We start from the raw sequence: 17,103 nt of genomic DNA, 5'->3' as shown, positions 1-17,103 counted from the left end.
CTGTTTTACAACCAGCCCCTCGAAAACGCACCGTGCGACGCTCCGCCATCGTCGTCTCCCTTGACACCCCAAGCCCACTCCGTTATCATACCTACAACCAACCACAAACTTTGGAGGTTCGGTGATGGGATGGCGGGGGTTGAAGGGGGTGATCATTGGGATGCTGATCCTTGCCGGTGGGTTGGGGAGACCGGCCCCCGGTCTGGGCGCCCGGGGGGCCGCGGAGAGCACGCCCTCCAATCGCGTGTTCCTCCCCCTGGTCCTGCGGTCCCCCACGGTCACCGCACCGCCCCTGGAGTGGCTGCCCCGACTGAACGCCTACCGGGCCATGGCCGGCCTGCCGCCGGTGGCGGAGAACCCCGACTGGCGGGACGGATGTGAGAAACACGCCCGTTATATGTTATATGGTGAAGAACGATGTCATCACCCATGCGGAGGACCCCCTCAATCCCTGGTATACGCCGGAGGGGGATGCCTGCGGGCGGAACGCCAACGTCATGGTGAGCTCCAGCGCCACCGCCCCCGATGCCTATGCCATCGATGTCTGGATGCAGGCGCCTTTCCACGCCGTGGGCATGCTGGATCCCCGTCTCCTCCGGGTCGGCTACGGCGCTTACCGGGAGGCGGACGGCGGATGGCAGATGGGGGCGGCTCTGGATGTGCTGCGGGGATGGGGAGGGATCCCGGAGGGGATCGCTTTCCCGATCCGCTGGCCCGGGGAGGGGGCCACCACCTTCCTGCGGGCCTTCCAGGTCGGCGAGTATCCGGATCCCCTGGTCCATTGTGGTTACACGGCCCCCGCCGGGCTCCCCATCCTGATGCTGTTCGGCACCGGCTCCTTCACACCTTCCATCACCGCGCATCAGCTGCTGCGAGATGGGACGCCGGTGGCGCACTGCGTCTTCGATGAGACCACCTACACGCACCCGGACTCCGCCCAGCAATCCCTGGGCCGGGCCATCCTGAACAGCCGGGATGCGGTGGTGATCCTCCCGCGGGATCCGCTGAGCCCGGGCTCGCGCTACACCGTCTCGATCACGGTCAACGGCGGGAGTTACACCTGGTCCTTCTTCGTTGCCGCCGGCGCCTCGGCGACTGCCATCGTGCCCGAGGCGCAGGTTCGCTGAAGATCCCCTGCGGAATCCGCAAGGAGGGTATACGATGGACATCCGGAGGAGGCCCTGGATCACCGGCCCGGGAGGGCTGGGCGCTGTCGGAGGGCTGATCCTCTTCCTCCTTCACGGCCTGGCAGGCGCCCCGGCTGCCTCTCCCCCCGTCCCCTCGCCGGCTCCCTCCGGGACCGTCGGGGCGGAAGCCACTCACCGGGTCTTCCTGCCCCTGGTCCTCCGGAGCATCTGCGCGCCGATCCCGGGCGTCACTTATGAAGTCTTCCCGGTGATCAACCCGGTCTCTTTCAACGTGGCGGACAACCCGGACTACAACCTGCTGCTCCTGGGGTATGTGCCGGTGAATGAATACAAGGGCCTGGTCGATTACGGTGGAGACTTCGATCCCGGTGCGCCACAGCTTCGCTTCCTCTTCGGGGATCATCGGATCCCGGTCATCCTCAACACGTATAAGAACAACGGCTGGGATTGGGAGCGTCATCAGCGGCTGCCGCCTCCGGCGGGGTGGCCACCGGTCAGCGTCGTCGGCTTCGCCGTGAGCCCGGGGGAGATCCTCTATCTCCCGGACAGCGGCTATCGCATCGGGGCCGATTTCCAGGCCCACGTCCTTTACGCGGTAGTCACTCCTTTTGGTATTGATAATGCTTGAAGGTCAAGAACTCTTCCCAGGTCCAGATATGATCGGTCAACCCGATGGCCATCGCCGGCGTCCGCGGCCGATACCGCCGCCCCTCCGGCAGGCCCTCCCCCGCTTCCCGCAAGGCCCGATGGGGCCGCAGCCAGTTGTGCTCAAACAAACAGAGGATCACCAGCGCATCCCAGGTCCCTGTCGTCTTCGCAAAGGCATGGGTCTTACGCGTCAGCGCATTCAACCGATCGCGCAACATGCCATTCAACCGTTCCTCATGCACCGGATAGGGGCAATCCACCGCCTCCCCAGAACCTGACGCACCTCCACGCGCACCATCCGGCCCTGATGACGACGCTTGACCGCTTGCGTCAACCCCACCCCAGGCGTGAGCACCAGGGGCGGACGCCCCCGCTTTCCCGTCGGTTGCGCGTCCCGATAGACCTGACGAACCGCCCGTCGGTAGACCGGCCGTCCATCGCTGATCCAGATCACGCCCCTCCTGCCAGATGTGCGCTGGCGGGTCTGCGCCACCACCTTCGGCGCGACCTCATCCTCCGAAGACCCAAAGCCCCACGCCACCACAAAACGAGTCGCCCGGTCCTGGCTCAAACATCCCCAACGCGGGCCCACCCCGCCCGCCGAGGCGTCTGGATCTCCAGCCTCTGGACACTTTTTTGACAAACGACCAGAAAGCATCCACCTCGACCTCGCTCAAATGCAGGTCGTGGACCAGGACCTCGGTGAGGGCCTCAGCGTGTTGGGCGGCCATCCGGAGCCATCGGCCAATGGTTTCATATTTGTGGCCGGTGATCTCCTCAGCGGCGCTCAGGCTCCCCCGACGCATCACCACCAGCAGGGTGCGCGCCACTTCCGCAGGGGTCACACGCAAGCGATACATCGCCGTGCCCAGGGTAGGCCCAAACGAGCGCCCGCAGTTCCGACAGACCCAACGGGGCCGCCCACCCTTACTGCCGTTCTTTACCACATGGGTGGCCCCACAGCGAGGGCAGGGGGGGTTCTGGGAATTGGGCTTTCGATTCATCGGGCCCACCTCCGTCGGAATCTGGCCCCGATTATACCACCGAGCACTACTCAGGGGGGTGATTACCCTTTACGCGGACGAGAACCAGATTACCTTGAAATACACCGCGGAGGACAGCACGGCTCGAGGATATACAGTGTATATCACGAACCTCTGTGTGGAACCCTCGCTGCTGGCGCTGTATCGTCAGTGGAACGCATGGGGGCGGGGTCAGCTGCCGGCGTTGCGGGGCGGCCAGCCCCTCGGCCGGGCGCGGGGGACCCAAATCGACGTCGGGATCCGGGACAACAACGTCTTCATGGATCCCCGCTCCCGGAAGGATTGGTGGCGGCGCTGAGCGCAAAAGCTGAGAAACGGCCGCCTGCGCCCCGGCTGCTCTCTCAGCCCTCAGGCGCTCGTTCATTCGTGTGGACGCCCATGGGATTCCCTGTGTCCGTCCTCGCTTTGCCACGCCCCGAGAATGGAGGATAGAATCTTTTTACCTTCGAACCCTGGATATCTTTCCAGAGGTGGAGGCCGCGATGATGGCGAGACGGTGGATCCGGATCGGCAGATGGCTCCCGATCATCAGGATGCTTCTCAGCATCCGCCTTTCCCCCAATGCGATCCCTGTGCAGGCCCAGTCCACGCCCCATCTGGGTTACGGCGTGAACCCCACCTCCGCCGCCGATCCCGGGATCGGGGCCATGGGCTTCGATTGGACGAAGGCCTTCGGCCCCATCGGCACCCGGCTCCCGTATCGGGTCCTGCGCCGGCTGGACGTCCACGCGGATGTGCTGGGGAACCTGAGCGCGTGGGGGGACTGGCTTGAGAATGAGGCGCGGACCCAGGCGGATTTCATCGAGGCTTGGGAGATCGGCAACGAGCCGAACCTCGATGCCTCTTACGGCTGGGCGGCGCCTCCCAACGCGGCGGATTACACCCGCGTCCTGTGTGAGGCGTACCGCCGGATCAAGCGGGCGGATCCTACAGCCATCGTGGTCTCCGCTGGCCTGGCGCCCACAGGCCGGGTCCCCTTCACCTGGAACGGCCATAAGGGTTATTGCGCGCCGGGCGTGGGGTGGTGCCCGGGTTACTACCAGGATGAGCGGGAGTTTTTGCGGGAGATGCTTCAGGCTGGCGCGGCGAATTGCTTCGATGCCCTGGGCTTCCACCCCTATGGGTTCGCGGCTCCCGCTACCGCCGCCCCGGGCTCGCCGGATTGCGGTCCTAACGACTTCTGTTTCCGGACGGTCGAGGTGATCCGGCAGATCATGGTGAGTGAGTTCGGGGTGGACAAGCCCATCTGGGCGACGGAGTTCGGCTGGCTGATAGATCCCGCCCAGGTGGGGCGGCCCGAGTGCCGAAACGATCCTTCTTTCAGCGGGCGGTTGTGGCAGCTGGTTTCCCCCCAGCAGCAGGCGGATTACCTGGTCCAGGCTTATCAGTGGGCGGAGACGAATTGGCCGTGGATGGGCGCAATGCTTCTGTTCAACTATGGCTTCTATAACCCCGGCAGCTGCGACCAGATGGGCTTCTATGACATCAAAGGCCGTCCGGCGGAGACCGCTCTCCGCAACATGGCCAAGAACCCGGTGCCGGCGAGGCCGGTCTGGAACAGCCCGCAGATGCTCCTTTCGGATGTGGATGCGCCGGCCGTGCTCCGCGGGGCCTTCTGGGTGCGCAATCGTTCCCCCGAGCCGCTGCAGTGGACCGTGCTGTCAGTTTCCTCGCCGGATTTCCCGCTCCAGGTGGATTCCTCGTCAGGAACTTATCGCCAGCCTCTTCCGTTCCGGGCGGATCCGTCCGGGAAGGCCCTGGGGGTGTATACCGCGACCATCCGGGTGCGATCAGAACCGTGGGCGCCGATGAACCTCCTCGTCGAGGGGCGGGATCAGGATCTAACGGTGGTCCTCCGGGTGGTGCCGGAGGTCTACCGGGATTACCTGCCGCTGATCATGCGGTGATATGGGGATCGCTTGAGGATGAACCCGGGGAGGCCGTTATCGCCTCCCCGGGCTTTTCGCAATCCTGTCGTGGGCGGAGAGAGGGCGCCGGCCTCAGGAGGCCGCTGAGCGCTTCAGCCATTCGGAGACCAGGCGGGGGGCCTGGTGGAGGGCCTCGCCGATCTTGCTCACGTCGCGGCCGCCGGCCTGGGCCAGGGTGGGGCGACCGCCCCCGCTGCCGCCCACCACCTGGGCCACCGCCCGCACCACCCGCACCGCATCCAGCCCCCGCTCGGCGAGGTCCGGCGTGACGGCGGCCACAAAGCTCGGCCGCCCGCCAATGACGGAGGCCAGCACGATCACCCCGTTGGTCCGCACCCGCTCCCGGAACCAGTCCGTCATCTCCCGCAGCTGCTCGATGTCCCCGACCCGGCTCTCGGCGGCCAGCACCTGGATGTCGCCCACCCGCTCTACCCGCTTCATCAGGGCCTCGAACTCCTGGCGCGCGACCTCCCGCCGCAGCCGGGCCAGCTCCTTTTCCAGGGATTGGATGCGGTCCAGCAGGTCCAGGACCTTGCGGTCCACCTCCTCCGGCCGCACCTCCAGGTAAGTCGCCGCGTGGCTCAGCCGCCGCATCCGGTCCTGGATCAGGCGCACCGCCTCCCGCCCGGTCACCGCCTCCAGGCGGCGGACGCCGGAGCCCACCCCGCCCTCGTAAGTGACCACGAAGGCCCCGATCTGCGAGGTGTTGTAAACGTGGGTCCCTCCGCACAGCTCCGCGCTGATGGGCGGCTCATCGGGCCACCCGATGCGGACCACCCGGACGATCTCCCCGTATTTCTCGCCGAACAGGGCCATGGCCCCGCTGGCGATGGCCTGTTGATACGGCTCGTAGCTCACGTTCACCGGGTAATCCATCAGGATGGCCTCGTTGATGTCGTAGACGATGGCGTCCAGCTCGTCCTGGCTGAGGATGGCCCCGTGGGTGAAGTCGAAGCGCAACCGGTCCGGCGCCACCAGGGAGCCGGCCTGGACCACGTGGGTGCCCAGCAGGGAGCGCAGCTCGGCGTGCAGGAGGTGGGTGGCGGTGTGGTTGCGCATGATGTCCCAGCGGCGCTCGAAGTCCACCACCGCCCAGGCCGGGTCACCCACCCGGGGGTGACCGGACTTCACCCGGCCGATATGGACGATGAGGCCGGGGATGGGCTGGCGGGTGTCTTCCACCTCGATCTCCCACAGCGGGTCCCCGCCTCCCTCCGGGTAGCGGGCGATGTGGCCGGTGTCGCTCACCTGCCCGCCGCTCTCCACGTAGAAGCAGGTGGCGGGCAGCACGACTTCCACCCGGTCGCCCGGGCGGGCCACCTGCACGGGCTCCCCGTTCACCAGGAGGGCGGCCACGGTGGTCTCGCGCTCCGTCCCGCTGTAGGGGTCGTATTCCACCCCCTGGTCGCCCACCAGCCCTTTGTCCTGGAGGGACGCCAGCAGCCGGCGATATCGGGCCAGCTGCTCGGTGTCCAGCTCGAAGCGCTCGGTGGCTCGCGCCCGTTCCCGCTGCTGGGCCATCGCCTGCTGGAAGCCGAGCTCATCCACCGCGAACCCGCGCTCCCGGGCCACGTCCCGGGTGATCTCCAGGGGGAGCCCGTAGGAGTCATAGAGGCGGAAGGCTTCCTCGCCGGGCACGACCCGGGCGCCCCGGGTGGCCAGCTCCTGCAGCACCTCCTCCAGGCGGGAGAGCCCCAGGTCCAGGGTGCGCAGGAAGCGTTCCTCCTCCTGGGTGAGGGTGCGGAAGATGTGCTCCCGGCGGTCCACCAGCTCCCGGTAGTGCCCGCCCATGATCTCGATCACCGCCTCCGCCACGCGGGCCATGAAGGGCTCCTCGAAGCCGATCTTGCGGCCGAAGCGGGCGGCCCGGCGGATGATCATCCGCAGCACATAGCCGCGGCCGACGTTCCCCGGCAGCACCCCATCCGCGATGAGGAAGGCGGCGGCGCGGGTGTGATCGGCGATCACCCGGTAGGCCACGATGTTCGCCTCCATCTCCGCGCGGGTATGCCCGCGGATCTCCCGGGTCCGCTCGATGATGGGGACGAAGAGATCCGTCTCATAGTTGGAGAAAACTCCCTGGAGCACCGCGGCCAGCCGCTCCAGCCCCATCCCGGTGTCCACCCCCGGGCGGGGGAGAGGCACCCGCGTCCCATCGGCCTTCTGATCGAACTGCATGAACACCAGGTTCCACAGCTCCAGCCAGCGGTCGCAGCCGTTGTCCAGGGCCACGCTGCAGTTCGGATCGCCGCATGTGCAATGCTCCGGCCCCCAGTCGTAGTGGATCTCCGAGGTCGGTCCGCAGGGGCCGGTGTCCCCCATCATCCAGAAGTTGGTTTTGTCCCCCATGCGGAAGACCCGCTCCCGCGGCGCGCCGATCTCCTCCACCCAGACGCGATAGGCTTCGTCGTCCTCCTGGTGGACGGTGAACACCAGCCGCTCCGGGTCCAGGCCGTAGACCTGGGTGAGGCATTCGAAGGCGTAGTGGATGGCCTCGCGCTTGAAGTAATCGCCGAAGGAGAAGTTGCCCAGCATCTCAAAGAAGGTGTGGTGGCGAGGGCTGGGTCCCACGTTCTCCAGGTCGTTGTGCTTGCCGGATACCCGCATGCACTTCTGGACGGAAGCCGCCCGCTTGTAGGGGCGGGTCTCCAGGCCCAGGAAGACGTTCTTGAACTGGTTCATCCCGGCGTTGGTGAAGAGCAACGTGGGGTCCCCCACCGGCACCAGAGAGGAGCTGGGGACGATGGTGTGGCCCCGGGCCGCGAAAAAGTCCAGGAACGCTTGACGGATCTGCGCTGCGCTCATCCGAACCGTGTTCCGCTTCTCCATAACCCGCTGCTCCTCCGGAGGGATCAAAGGGCGTGTCCCGATTTCGGCGGGCCTGGCCGCCGATTTTGGGACACACCCGGATCACAGATAGCCATCCGATTCGATCCCTGGCTTCGAGCTCCTGCTATGCCGCCGCAGGCAGGAACTCTCGCACGTCGACCACCATCCCTGCCCGCAGGGCATCCTCGGCCTTCGCAAGGAGTTCCTGAGCCACCTCAGGGCTCAAATACGTCAAATACGCCTCTCCGCAGTTCTGACAGATCTCCCCGGCACATTGCGAATCACCAGGGTCGCCCCGGCTCGTTAAAAGACGATCGTTGCGGTGCCCGGCCGGGTCTCTCCGTGTTTGCAGATCACGCATTTGCGCCGCCTCCGAAAATCGCTTTCCCACAAAGTGGGATCAGGCTCATATACTGGGATCACAATCCGAACGTTTCCAGCCGGATCATCTGCTACAACCAGGTGAAGCGGGCGACCGCCGACCCAACCTAAGATCAGCCGGCTCGGATAAGGCTCGTCATCCGGATAGGTCGCAATCGTCTCCCCTGTTTTCAGTTCGGATTCAACCTCTCCCATCGATATATGGCGTTCTCACATCCGCTGCAACGCGTGGGCTCGGAAAACGATGTGCTTCGCCGTCATGTTCGGCTACCCGGCGAGAATCAGTCATCAACGGCTGGGCATGCCTTGGGGCCCGCTTCGGTCTTTTTGGCCCCTTTCTCTATATTTATAAGTCTTTCGGAGGAATTTGCCATGTCATTGTGGTCCCTTGTTTACCGGGTCTTCCTGATGGGTCCGGTCGGGGAGCGTCTTTCAGCAGGCTGGGCTTTGCCCGGAGCAGCCGTCCGGCTCCGGCCCGCAAGGATTTCTCATCGTCGTTCATATCCCCGCCCGCTCAGCCGCGGGTCCAGGGCGTCCCGCAGGCCGTCTCCCAGCAGGTTGAAGGCCAGCACGGTGAGCATGATGGCGATGCCGGGGAAGAAGACCAGATGAGGGGCGTTGAAGACGCTGTTGCGCTCCTCCCCCAGCATCAGCCCCCACTCCGGCTTGGGCACTTCCGCCCCCAGCCCGAGGAAGGAGAGGGCGGCCGCGTCCAGGATGGCCGTGGCGATCCCCAGGGTTCCCTGGACGATCAGGGGGGTCAGGGCGTTGGGCAGGATGTGGACGAAAAGGAGCCGCAGGGGCGAGGCGCCCACCGCCCGGGCGGCCATCACGTAATCCAGCTCCTTGACCGCCAGGACGCTGGCCCGGACGATGCGGGCGTAGACCGGGATGGAGACGAAGCCGATGGCCAGCAGGGCGTTGATCAGCCCGGGGCCCAGCACGCTGACGATGGCGATGGCCAGCAACAGGCTGGGGAAGGCCAGGATCACGTCCATCACCCGCATGATGGCGTTGTCCAACCAGCCCCCCGCGTATCCCGCGATGGCTCCCAACAGCCCGCCCACGATGATGGCGAAGGTGATGGTGGAGAAGCCGATCTGCAGCGAGAGCCGCGAGCCGTGAACCACCCGGGAGAACAGGTCCCGGTTGTTCCCGTCGATGCCGAAGAGGTGCTGGGGCCGATCACGGGGGCAGCCGAGCAGATGGATGCAGGGCGGCGAGCGACGCTGCACGTTGGGGAGGGGCTTGATGGGATCGTAGGGGGCGATGGCATCGGCGAAGATCGCCGTGAACACCATCAGGCCCAGCAGGAAGAAACCCACCTGGGCCGACCGATGGCGGATCAGACGGCGCAGCGCCTCCAGGGTCGGCGAGCGCCGGGGCAGGACCAGTTCCTGAGTCAGGGGTTGGGCGACCGCGCGCATCGTTCAATCCAATCGAATGCGAGGATCCAGATACGCATACGAAAGATCCACGATCAGGTTGATCAGGGCGAACATCACCGCCACCGCCAGGGTGAAGCCCTGGACCACCGGGTAATCCCGGGCGAGGATGGCGGAGACCAGCTGGGTTCCCACGCCGGGGAGGGAGAAGACCGTCTCCGTGAGCACCGCTCCGGAGAGCAGGCTGCCGGTCTGCAGCCCCACCACCGTGACGATGGGGATCATGGCGTTGCGCATGGCGTGGCGGACCAGCACGATGCGTTCCCGCAGGCCCTTCGCCCGCGCCGTCCGGATGTAGTCCTCCCCCAGCACCTCCAGCAGGCTGGATCGGGTCATGCGGGCGATGATGGAAAGCGGGATGGTGCCCACGGCCACCGAGGGGAGGATGAGATGGCGGACCGCATCCCAGAAGGCCGCGAGGTTCCCCGTCACCAGGCTGTTGAAAAGCACCGAGTTCGAGAGGAAGATCAGCGCCACCCGGGGGAAGCCCTCCACATCCTCCAGCCCCCAGACCCGGCTCAAAGGGGGCAGGGAGAGGCCGGGGGAAAGGCGCCCGGAGGGCGGCAGGAAGAGAGGCGTGTCCTTGAAGACCAGCGCGAACACGTAAGCCAGCATCAGGCCCAGCCAGAAAACCGGCATGGAAACCCCGACGTTGGCCAGCACCATGGTGGCGACATCGATCGGAGAGTTCTGATGGATGGCAGAGAGGACCCCCAGGGTGATGCCCACGGTGGTGGCGAACAGGATGGCCCCGATGGTGAGCTCAATGGTCATAGGCAGCCGCTCAGCCAGGATCACCACCACCGGCCGTCCGGTGCTGATGGAGGTCCCCAGATCCCCTTTCAGGATCTGGATCCCATAGCGGGCGAATTGGAGGGGGAGGGGATCCTTGAGGCCGAAGCGCTCTTTGAAAGCCTCGCACTGGGCCTTGGTGGCCCGCTCCCCCAGCATGACCAGACAGGGATCCCCCGGGATCAGGCGCACCATCACGAAGACCACCAGGAGGATCCCGAGGAACACCGGGATCAGCGCGGCCGTGCGGCGAATGACGTAACGGGACATCCGGACTCCGTTTGGCTCCCTTCCCGTGTGCTTTCCACCCTATTTTACCTATCTCGACAGAGCGGCGCTCCGCCTGACGCCTCAGGAAGGAAGATTGGATCCTTCCGGGAGCGGGCGATCGGCTCCGCGCAATCCTTCCCGGAGGAACAGCAGGAGGCCGACCAGGGTGATGGGCAGCCAGAGGACCAGATGGAGGATCAGGGTGTAGGCAAGGGCGACAGGGCCCGGGATCCCGAAGGCCCTCAGCACCGCCACCCCCGGCGCCTCAAAGGTCCCGATGTAGCCCGGCGCGGAGGGGAGGGCGGTGGCCAGGTTCACCGCCGCGGTCATCGTTAGCAGGGAGAAGAATGAAGTGCGGAACGGGAAGGCCATCAGAACCAGCCCGTAGGTCCCGGCCTCCGCCAGCCAGATCAGGGCGGTCAGCCCGGCCACGGCGAGGGCCCGCGAAGGCGCTCGCAGCACCTGCAGGCCGTCCATAAACCGGGAGAGGAATCCGAACAGCCATTCCCCGGGTCGACCGGGCCACCGCCGGGCCATCCTTTCCAGAACCGTCCGCAGCCTTTCCGCCGCGTGGGCGATCCCCACGAGGAGCGCCAGCGCTCCGCCGAAGAGCAGGCTGCTCCCGATCACCGCGGGGCGCAGGAGGCCCGGCAGGGGGAAAGCAAGCAAGGCGGCCATCCCCAGCAGCAGCATCATCCACCCGTCGAACACCCGCTCGACCACGATGGTCCCCAGGGACGCGCCGATGCGGATGCCGCTCCGACGCTGCAACACATAAGCCCGCAGCACCTCCCCGGCCCGCGCCGGATACAGGTTGTTCCCCATATAGCCGATGGCCAGGGCGACGAAGCGGTCCCCGAAGCGAGCGGGCGGAAGGCCGTGCAGCAGGATCCCCCAGCGCCACGTGCGCAGGAGGACGGGGATGAAGTAAAACATCGCCCCCGCTCCAAGCCATTCGATCCGCAGGCCCTGCAGGATCCGCGCCATCTCCTCGGGATGCATTCCCCGCAAGGTCCAGGCCAGCAACGCCGCGCTGAGGAGAACGCCGAGCAGCAATCCGATCCGTCGTTTCATCGGCACGCTCCGGTCTTCGGGTGGGCTCAGGAGGCGGGGGCGAAGTCCTCCACGTGGAGGGTCAGGCGGGGCTCTCCGTTCCAGCGCTCCGCTCGCAGCTCGAACACCAGGTCCAGCCGCGTTCCCGGGCGGGCCTCCGCGGCTCGATCCCCCTGCCGGAAGGCGATGGCGTCCCACACCGGTCCGCCCTCGGGCAGGGTGAGCACCATGCGCAGGTGCTGGCCGTCGTTCCCCACCGTCCGCGCCTGGCGGACGATGGCGTTGCGGCACAGGAAGCGGGGAGCCGGGTTGCCGTAACCGTAGGGTTCCAGGCTGGCGATCCATTCATACAGCTGCCAGTTTACCTCCTGGAGGGAAAGCACCGCTTCAACGGTGAGGGCGGGCTGCAGCTCGCGGGCGCTGAGAGCCTGCGCCGCCAGCTCCATCAGGCGATCCCGGAGACGTTCCAGGTTCTCCCGTCGCACCACGAACCCCGCGGCCGCCGCATGGCCCCCGTGCCGGATTAAGAGATCCGCGCAGGCGTCCAGAGCCTGGGTGATGTGGAACTCCGGGATGCTGCGGGCGGAGCCGCGGCCCTCCTCCCCCATCAGGCTGACGATGACCGCCGGGCGGTAGAAAGCCTCCGCCAGCCGGCCGGCGGCCAGCCCCACCACCCCCGGCCGGAAGGCCTCGGAGGCGGCGAACAGCAGCCAGGGCACCGTCTCCCCCGGGATCGCTAAGGCCCGCGCGGCCTCCTCGGTGGCCTGGGTCAGGGCCTGACGCTCCCGGTTCTGGCGGTCCAGCTCCTCGGCGATGGCCCGGGCCTCCGCCGGGTCCGATGTGGTCAGAAGCCGGTAGGCGGCCTGAGCGTGCTCCAGCCGCCCCGCGGCGTTCAGGCGGGGGGCCAGGATGAAGGAGATCGCCCAGGGATCCACCCGGGAGGGCTCCAGACCTGCCACCTCGCAGAGGGCCCGCAAGCCCGGGCGTGCCGGATCCCGCAGCCGCTCCAGTCCTTCGGCGACCAGACCCCGGTTCTCCCCCAGCAACGGGACCATATCGGCGACCGTTCCCAGGGCCACCAGATCCAGGAAATCCTCCGGCGAGAAGGGCGCGCGCGGATGTTGCGCCTTCAACGCCTGCACCAGCCGGAAGGCCACGCCCACCCCGGCCAGATCCTTGAAGGGGTAGGGGCATTCCGGTTGCCGCGGGTTGATCAGGAGGGCCGGGGGGAGGACCGGGCCGGGCAGGTGGTGGTCGGTGAGGATGAGCTCCAATCCCAGTTCACGGGCCAAGCCGGCCTCCGCCACCGCCCGGGCCCCACAGTCCACGCTGATGACCACCCGCACCCCCGCCGCGGCCAATCCTCTGAGGGCCTCCCCGTTCAGGCCGTAGCCTTCCGTCTCCCGGTGCGGGATATACGGGCGCACCCGCGCGCCCAGGGCCTGTAGCGCCTGGACCAGCATGGCGGTGGCCGTGACGCCATCCACGTCGTAGTCCCCGTAAACGGCAATGGGCTCTTCCTGACGGATGGCCCGCTCCAGGCGGTCGAGGGCCTCGATCATCCCCTTCATCCGGAAGGGATCGCCGACCGTCCCGGCACGACGCTGGAACGCCGCGGCCTCGGCTGCGGAGGTGATCCCCCGATGATAGAGGAGATCCTGGAGCAGCGGAGGCCATCCGGCCAGCGCCGCCCGAACCGCCTCCGGGGCCGGCGGGGCCAGCCGCCAGACCCGACGTCCTCGCCCGACGATGGGAGCCTCCGGTTGGCGCATCCTTCCGCATCCTGAGGGCAGGATCATCGGTCCTGATTGTAGAAGCGCGCGCGGCCACGCGTCAACGGGCTGCGAGATCCCGCTGCTGGACATCCGGCGCTTTCCCGCTCTCACAGATCAGCTGTGAGGGACTTGTCAAAGCCTTCGGCGCATGGGAAGATGAGGACATCCTGGAGCGGGAGGAATTCCCATGGGCGAAGCGATGCCCCTTGCAGGCCCGGAAGCAGGGCCCTCCGCCGAGGAACGGCAGTGGGCGATGCTGGCCCACCTGAGCGTTCTGCTGAACCTGGTCACTGCCCTGGGCGGCCCCATCGCGGCCTTCCTGATCTACCTGTTTTACCGGGAGCGATCCCGCTACGTGGCCTCCCAGGCGCTGCAGGCGCTGATCTTTCAGCTGTTCGCCTGGGTGGTCGCTGGGGTGATCGCAGTGGCGCTGTGGGCGGTTTCTCTGCCGCTGACCGCCGTGATCATCGGGTTCTGCCTCATGCCGGTCGCATGCGTGGCGTCTCTGATCCCCCTGGGGGCGCTGGCGTATGGGGTGGTAGGGGGAGTCGCGTGCAGCCGGGGGGAGGACTTCCGCTACTGGCTGATCGGCGACTGGGTGGCCCGCACCTTTGCATAAGTTTGCATAAGTGGGGAAGGGCTCGGGGCCTCCCAACGGGGATGACCCATCCGGCTGTCGCCTCCGTATGCATACCCGTTTGTAGGACAACTGCGAGCAGTTGTCCTACGATTTTGGGACGCACCCAGGGAGGCCGGGGGGATTGCGCGGCTTCGGGGGGATCGATAAAATAAGGGCTAAGATCCCCACTGCGGGAGGAGAAGATGGTTCCTCATCGGCGACACTGGATCGCGTTCAGCCTGTTCCTCGGCGTGTCCCTGATCCTCGCGGCGTGTGCTCAGACGCCCACGCCTGCCCCGGCAACCGCCACCGCTCCGGCCGCGCCTCAGCCGACCCCCACGCCCGCCCCTGCCCAGCCCACCGCCACCCCCACCGCCGCGCCGAAGGAGATCATCTTCGGGATGTTGCTGGTGGGGCCTTATAACGACCGGGGCTGGAGCCAGGCCCACTATGAGGCCGGCAAATACGTGGAGCGGAAGCTCCCCGGGGCGAAGATGCTTTACATCGACAAAGTCAACCCCGCCGATCGCCCCGGGACCACCGCCTCCCAGCTGGCCGAAGAGCTGGTGGCCAAAGGCGCGAAGGTGATCATCTTCAACTCCGATGACCACAAGGACGAGGCCATCAAGTTCGCCAAGGCCCATCCGGACATCGTGGTCATCCATGCCTCCGGGGATGACGCCTGGAAGGAGGGGAAGAACTACAAGGGCATCCCCAACCTGGCCAACGTGATGGGCCAGATGGAATACGGCAAGATGATCGCCGGGTGCGCGGCGGCCCTGACCACCCAGACCGGCAAGATTGGGTATCTGGGGCCGCTGATCAACGATGAAACCCGCCGTCTGGCCGCTTCTGCCTATCTGGGGGCGAAGTATTGCTGGGAGAAGTATCTCGGCAAGCCGGCCAAGGATCTCAAGTTCAAGGTGACCTGGATCGGCTTCTGGTTCCACATCCCGGGCGTGACGGCCGATCCCACTCAAGTGGCCCAGGACTTCATCAACTCCGGCTACGATGTGATCATCTCCGGCATCGACACCACCGAGGCCCTCCGGGAGGCGGCCAAGGCGACCCAGGCCGGGAAGAAGGTGTGGGCCATCCCTTATGATTACATCGGCGCCTGCGAGGAGGCCCCCGACGTCTGCCTGGGCGTCCCGTATTTCAACTGGGGTCCTTCCTACCTGGCCCATATCAAGGCCGTCCTGGAGGGCACCTGGAAGCCGTCCTGGGACTGGGTGGGGCCCGACTGGAAGGACATCAACAACCCGGACACCAGCCACGTGGGGTTCCTGAAGGGCAAGGCCCTGAGCCCGGAGGCCTCGGCGAAGCTGGATGAGTTCATCAAGGGCCTGGGCGATGGGTCCATCCAGCTGTGGAAGGGGCCGATCCGCCTGCAGGATGGGACGCTCTACGTGGAGGAGGGGAAGGTGGCCACCCCGCAGCAGATCTGGTATCTGCCGCAGCTGCTGGAGGGGATGGAAGGCCAGAGCGTCCCGACGAAGTAGCCACCGCCAGGCTCAGAGGATTGGGTCCAAGGAGCAGGAGGGGCGGTTCCAGACCGCCCCTCCTGTGTAACAGGCGTAAAATAGAACGCGAAGGTCTCTTGCCCGGTCCTTGGGGTCGAAGTCGCAGGAGGGCGCGGGCTCCAGGGAGGGGCTTTGGCAGCAGACGGAGGCTTGATCCGGAGGCGCCTCCTCATATGAAAGTCGAAATGCGCCACATCTATAAGTCCTTCGGACCGGTTCGGGCTCTCCAGGACGTCAGCCTCACCGTCCAGGCGGGCACGATCCATGGCCTGCTGGGGGAGAACGGGGCCGGCAAGACCACCTTGATGAAGATCCTCTCCGGGTATCTGCGGCCGGATCGGGGGGAGATCCTGCTGGATGGCCAGGCGGTTCGCTTTCGATCCCCCGCGGAAGGCCTCCGGCATGGGATCGGGATGCTCCACCAGGACCCCATGGATTTCCCCGCCCTCTCCGTCCTGGACAACTTCATGATGGGCCATGAGGGCGGGTTGTGGCTGGACCGGCGGGGAGCGCGGCGCGCCCTGAAGGAGCTGGCCGATGCCTTCGGGTTCGACCTGGATCCGGATGCCCGGGTGGACAGCCTGACGGTGGGCGAGCGTCAGCAGCTGGAGCTGCTCCGTCTGCTCTGGCGTGGGGTGCGGGTGCTCATCCTGGACGAGCCGACCACGGGGATCAGCGCGCCTCAGAAGGCTCGTCTCTTCGCCACGCTGCGCCGCCTCGCCGAGGAGGGGAAGGCGGTGATCTTCGTCACCCACAAGCTGGAGGAAGTGGAAGAGCTCTGCCATCGGGTCACCGTGCTGCGCCAGGGCCGCCTGGCGGGGGAAGTTACCCCTCCCTATTCGCCCGCCCGCCTGATCGAGCTGATGTTCGGTCGGCCGGTGCCCATGCCGGAGCGGGAGCGGATCCCCCTTGGGGAGCCGGTCCTTGAGGTGCAGGACCTGGTGGTCGGGGATCACCGGCTCCGGCTCAGCCAGGTTCGGCTTACTGTGCGGGCCGGCGAGATCATCGGGCTGGCCGGGATGGAAGGCAGCGGCCAGCAGCTGCTGATGCGCGCCTGCGCCGGCCTCATCCGCCCCTGGGAGGGCACCATCCGGGTGTCCGGCCGGGATCTCACCGGGAAGCCCTACTCGGCCTTCCTGGAGGCAGGGGTGCTCTATGTTCCGGCCAACCGTCTGGAGGAGGGGCTGATCCCCGGGCTGACGCTGACGGAGCACTTCCAGCTGGTGTATCCCAACGGGCGCCATTTGATCGATTGGGAGCAGGCCCGGGCGGAAGCCCAGCGCCGCATCCGGGAGTTCCACATCCGGGGGAGGCCGGAGACGCCCGTGGAAGCCCTCTCCGGCGGGAACCAGCAGCGCACGCTCCTGGCCCTGATCCGGACGCCCGCCCGGTTGCTGCTCCTGGAGCATCCCACCCGGGGGCTGGATGTGGAGTCCAGCCTGTGGGTCTGGGAGCGGCTGAAGGAGCGAGCCCGCCAGGGCACCGCGCTGATGGTCGTCTCTTCAGACCTTCAGGAGCTCATGCAGTATTGCCATCGCATCGTGGTGTTCTTCAGCGGCCGGGTTTCCGAGCCCATTGACGCCGAGCAGCTCACCCTCGACCGGCTCGGCCACATGATCGCCGGGCGAGGGTGGTGAGAGATCATCGTC

16 protein-coding genes are annotated in these 17,103 nt (G+C 66.7%); 7 read left to right on the top strand and 9 right to left on the bottom strand.

The window, feature by feature from the left end; all coding sequences use genetic code 11:
• Nucleotides 1–124: 124 nt before the first annotated feature.
• Together KNN16_RS15185 and KNN16_RS09115 are read left to right on the top strand one after the other, a co-directional pair.
• A complete protein-coding gene (locus KNN16_RS15185) occupies nucleotides 125–910 on the top strand; it encodes a CAP domain-containing protein (RefSeq protein ID WP_369685895.1) in 786 nt (261 codons plus the stop codon).
• Nucleotides 911–1,161: 251 nt separating this feature from the next.
• Complete coding sequence (locus tag KNN16_RS09115; protein ID WP_303896496.1) at nucleotides 1,162–1,776, top strand: hypothetical protein; 615 nt, start codon at nucleotides 1,162–1,164, stop codon at nucleotides 1,774–1,776.
• Here KNN16_RS09115 and KNN16_RS09110 read toward each other — a convergent pair.
• From KNN16_RS09110 to KNN16_RS09100, 3 genes are read right to left on the bottom strand one after another with little or no spacing between them, the layout of a single operon-like run.
• Nucleotides 1,748–2,023, bottom strand: coding sequence for a hypothetical protein (locus KNN16_RS09110; protein WP_303896286.1), 276 nt, complete (start codon nucleotides 2,021–2,023; stop codon nucleotides 1,748–1,750). The two genes, KNN16_RS09115 and KNN16_RS09110, sit on opposite strands and share 29 nt — an antisense overlap.
• Nucleotides 2,020–2,292: a hypothetical protein gene (locus KNN16_RS09105; RefSeq protein WP_303896495.1), complete on the bottom strand. Its 273-nt coding sequence runs from the start codon at nucleotides 2,290–2,292 to the stop codon at nucleotides 2,020–2,022. Before KNN16_RS09105 ends, KNN16_RS09110 begins: the two co-directional genes overlap by 4 nt.
• Before the next feature lie 13 nt (nucleotides 2,293–2,305).
• Nucleotides 2,306–2,656: a hypothetical protein gene (locus KNN16_RS09100; protein ID WP_303896493.1), complete on the bottom strand. Its 351-nt coding sequence runs from the start codon at nucleotides 2,654–2,656 to the stop codon at nucleotides 2,306–2,308.
• A gap of 202 nt (nucleotides 2,657–2,858) precedes the next feature.
• Here KNN16_RS09100 and KNN16_RS09095 point away from each other — a divergent pair, with 202 nt between their 5' ends.
• The gene (locus KNN16_RS09095; RefSeq protein WP_303896492.1) at nucleotides 2,859–3,137 is read left to right on the top strand and encodes a hypothetical protein; all 279 of its coding nucleotides are present in this window, start codon (nucleotides 2,859–2,861) and stop codon (nucleotides 3,135–3,137) included.
• Nucleotides 3,138–3,321: 184 nt separating this feature from the next.
• Nucleotides 3,322–4,746, top strand: a complete 1,425-nt coding sequence (locus KNN16_RS09090; protein ID WP_303896490.1) for a hypothetical protein — start codon at nucleotides 3,322–3,324, stop codon at nucleotides 4,744–4,746.
• Between the two features lie 93 nt (nucleotides 4,747–4,839).
• Here the strand turns inward: KNN16_RS09090 and alaS are convergent, their stop codons facing one another.
• The 6 genes from alaS to recJ form a co-directional block, all read right to left on the bottom strand.
• Nucleotides 4,840–7,596, bottom strand: a complete 2,757-nt coding sequence (alaS, locus tag KNN16_RS09085) for an alanine--tRNA ligase (RefSeq protein ID WP_299288987.1) — start codon at nucleotides 7,594–7,596, stop codon at nucleotides 4,840–4,842.
• 303 nt (nucleotides 7,597–7,899) lie between these two features.
• Nucleotides 7,900–8,178: a DUF4258 domain-containing protein gene (locus tag KNN16_RS15180; protein ID WP_369685894.1), complete on the bottom strand. Its 279-nt coding sequence runs from the start codon at nucleotides 8,176–8,178 to the stop codon at nucleotides 7,900–7,902.
• Nucleotides 8,179–8,465: 287 nt separating this feature from the next.
• On the bottom strand, nucleotides 8,466–9,404 hold the full coding sequence (locus KNN16_RS09080; protein ID WP_088571470.1) for an ABC transporter permease: 939 nt from the start codon (nucleotides 9,402–9,404) through the stop codon (nucleotides 8,466–8,468).
• 3 nt (nucleotides 9,405–9,407) lie between these two features.
• On the bottom strand, nucleotides 9,408–10,484 hold the full coding sequence (locus KNN16_RS09075) for an ABC transporter permease (RefSeq protein WP_303896487.1): 1,077 nt from the start codon (nucleotides 10,482–10,484) through the stop codon (nucleotides 9,408–9,410).
• Between the two features lie 81 nt (nucleotides 10,485–10,565).
• On the bottom strand, nucleotides 10,566–11,558 hold the full coding sequence (locus tag KNN16_RS09070; RefSeq protein WP_303896485.1) for a lysylphosphatidylglycerol synthase transmembrane domain-containing protein: 993 nt from the start codon (nucleotides 11,556–11,558) through the stop codon (nucleotides 10,566–10,568).
• Between the two features lie 26 nt (nucleotides 11,559–11,584).
• Entirely contained in the window at nucleotides 11,585–13,309 is a 1,725-nt protein-coding gene (gene recJ, locus KNN16_RS09065; protein WP_303896483.1) for a single-stranded-DNA-specific exonuclease RecJ, read from the bottom strand.
• Between the two features lie 190 nt (nucleotides 13,310–13,499).
• Here recJ and KNN16_RS09060 point away from each other — a divergent pair, with 190 nt between their 5' ends.
• From KNN16_RS09060 to KNN16_RS09050, 3 genes are all read left to right on the top strand, one after another.
• Nucleotides 13,500–13,931: a DUF4870 domain-containing protein gene (locus tag KNN16_RS09060; RefSeq protein WP_299285437.1), complete on the top strand. Its 432-nt coding sequence runs from the start codon at nucleotides 13,500–13,502 to the stop codon at nucleotides 13,929–13,931.
• Between the two features lie 203 nt (nucleotides 13,932–14,134).
• Entirely contained in the window at nucleotides 14,135–15,433 is a 1,299-nt protein-coding gene (locus tag KNN16_RS09055) for a BMP family protein (RefSeq protein ID WP_303896481.1), read from the top strand.
• A gap of 194 nt (nucleotides 15,434–15,627) precedes the next feature.
• The gene (locus KNN16_RS09050; protein WP_303896480.1) at nucleotides 15,628–17,091 is read left to right on the top strand and encodes an ABC transporter ATP-binding protein; all 1,464 of its coding nucleotides are present in this window, start codon (nucleotides 15,628–15,630) and stop codon (nucleotides 17,089–17,091) included.
• Nucleotides 17,092–17,103 lie beyond the last annotated feature (12 nt).

This window comes from Thermoflexus hugenholtzii, from assembly GCF_018771565.1.
In the GTDB taxonomy this organism is placed as follows: domain Bacteria; phylum Chloroflexota; class Anaerolineae; order Thermoflexales; family Thermoflexaceae; genus Thermoflexus; species Thermoflexus hugenholtzii_A.
The sequence above is the reverse complement of the archived record's forward strand: the minus strand, read 5'-3'. Positions and strand labels throughout refer to the sequence as shown.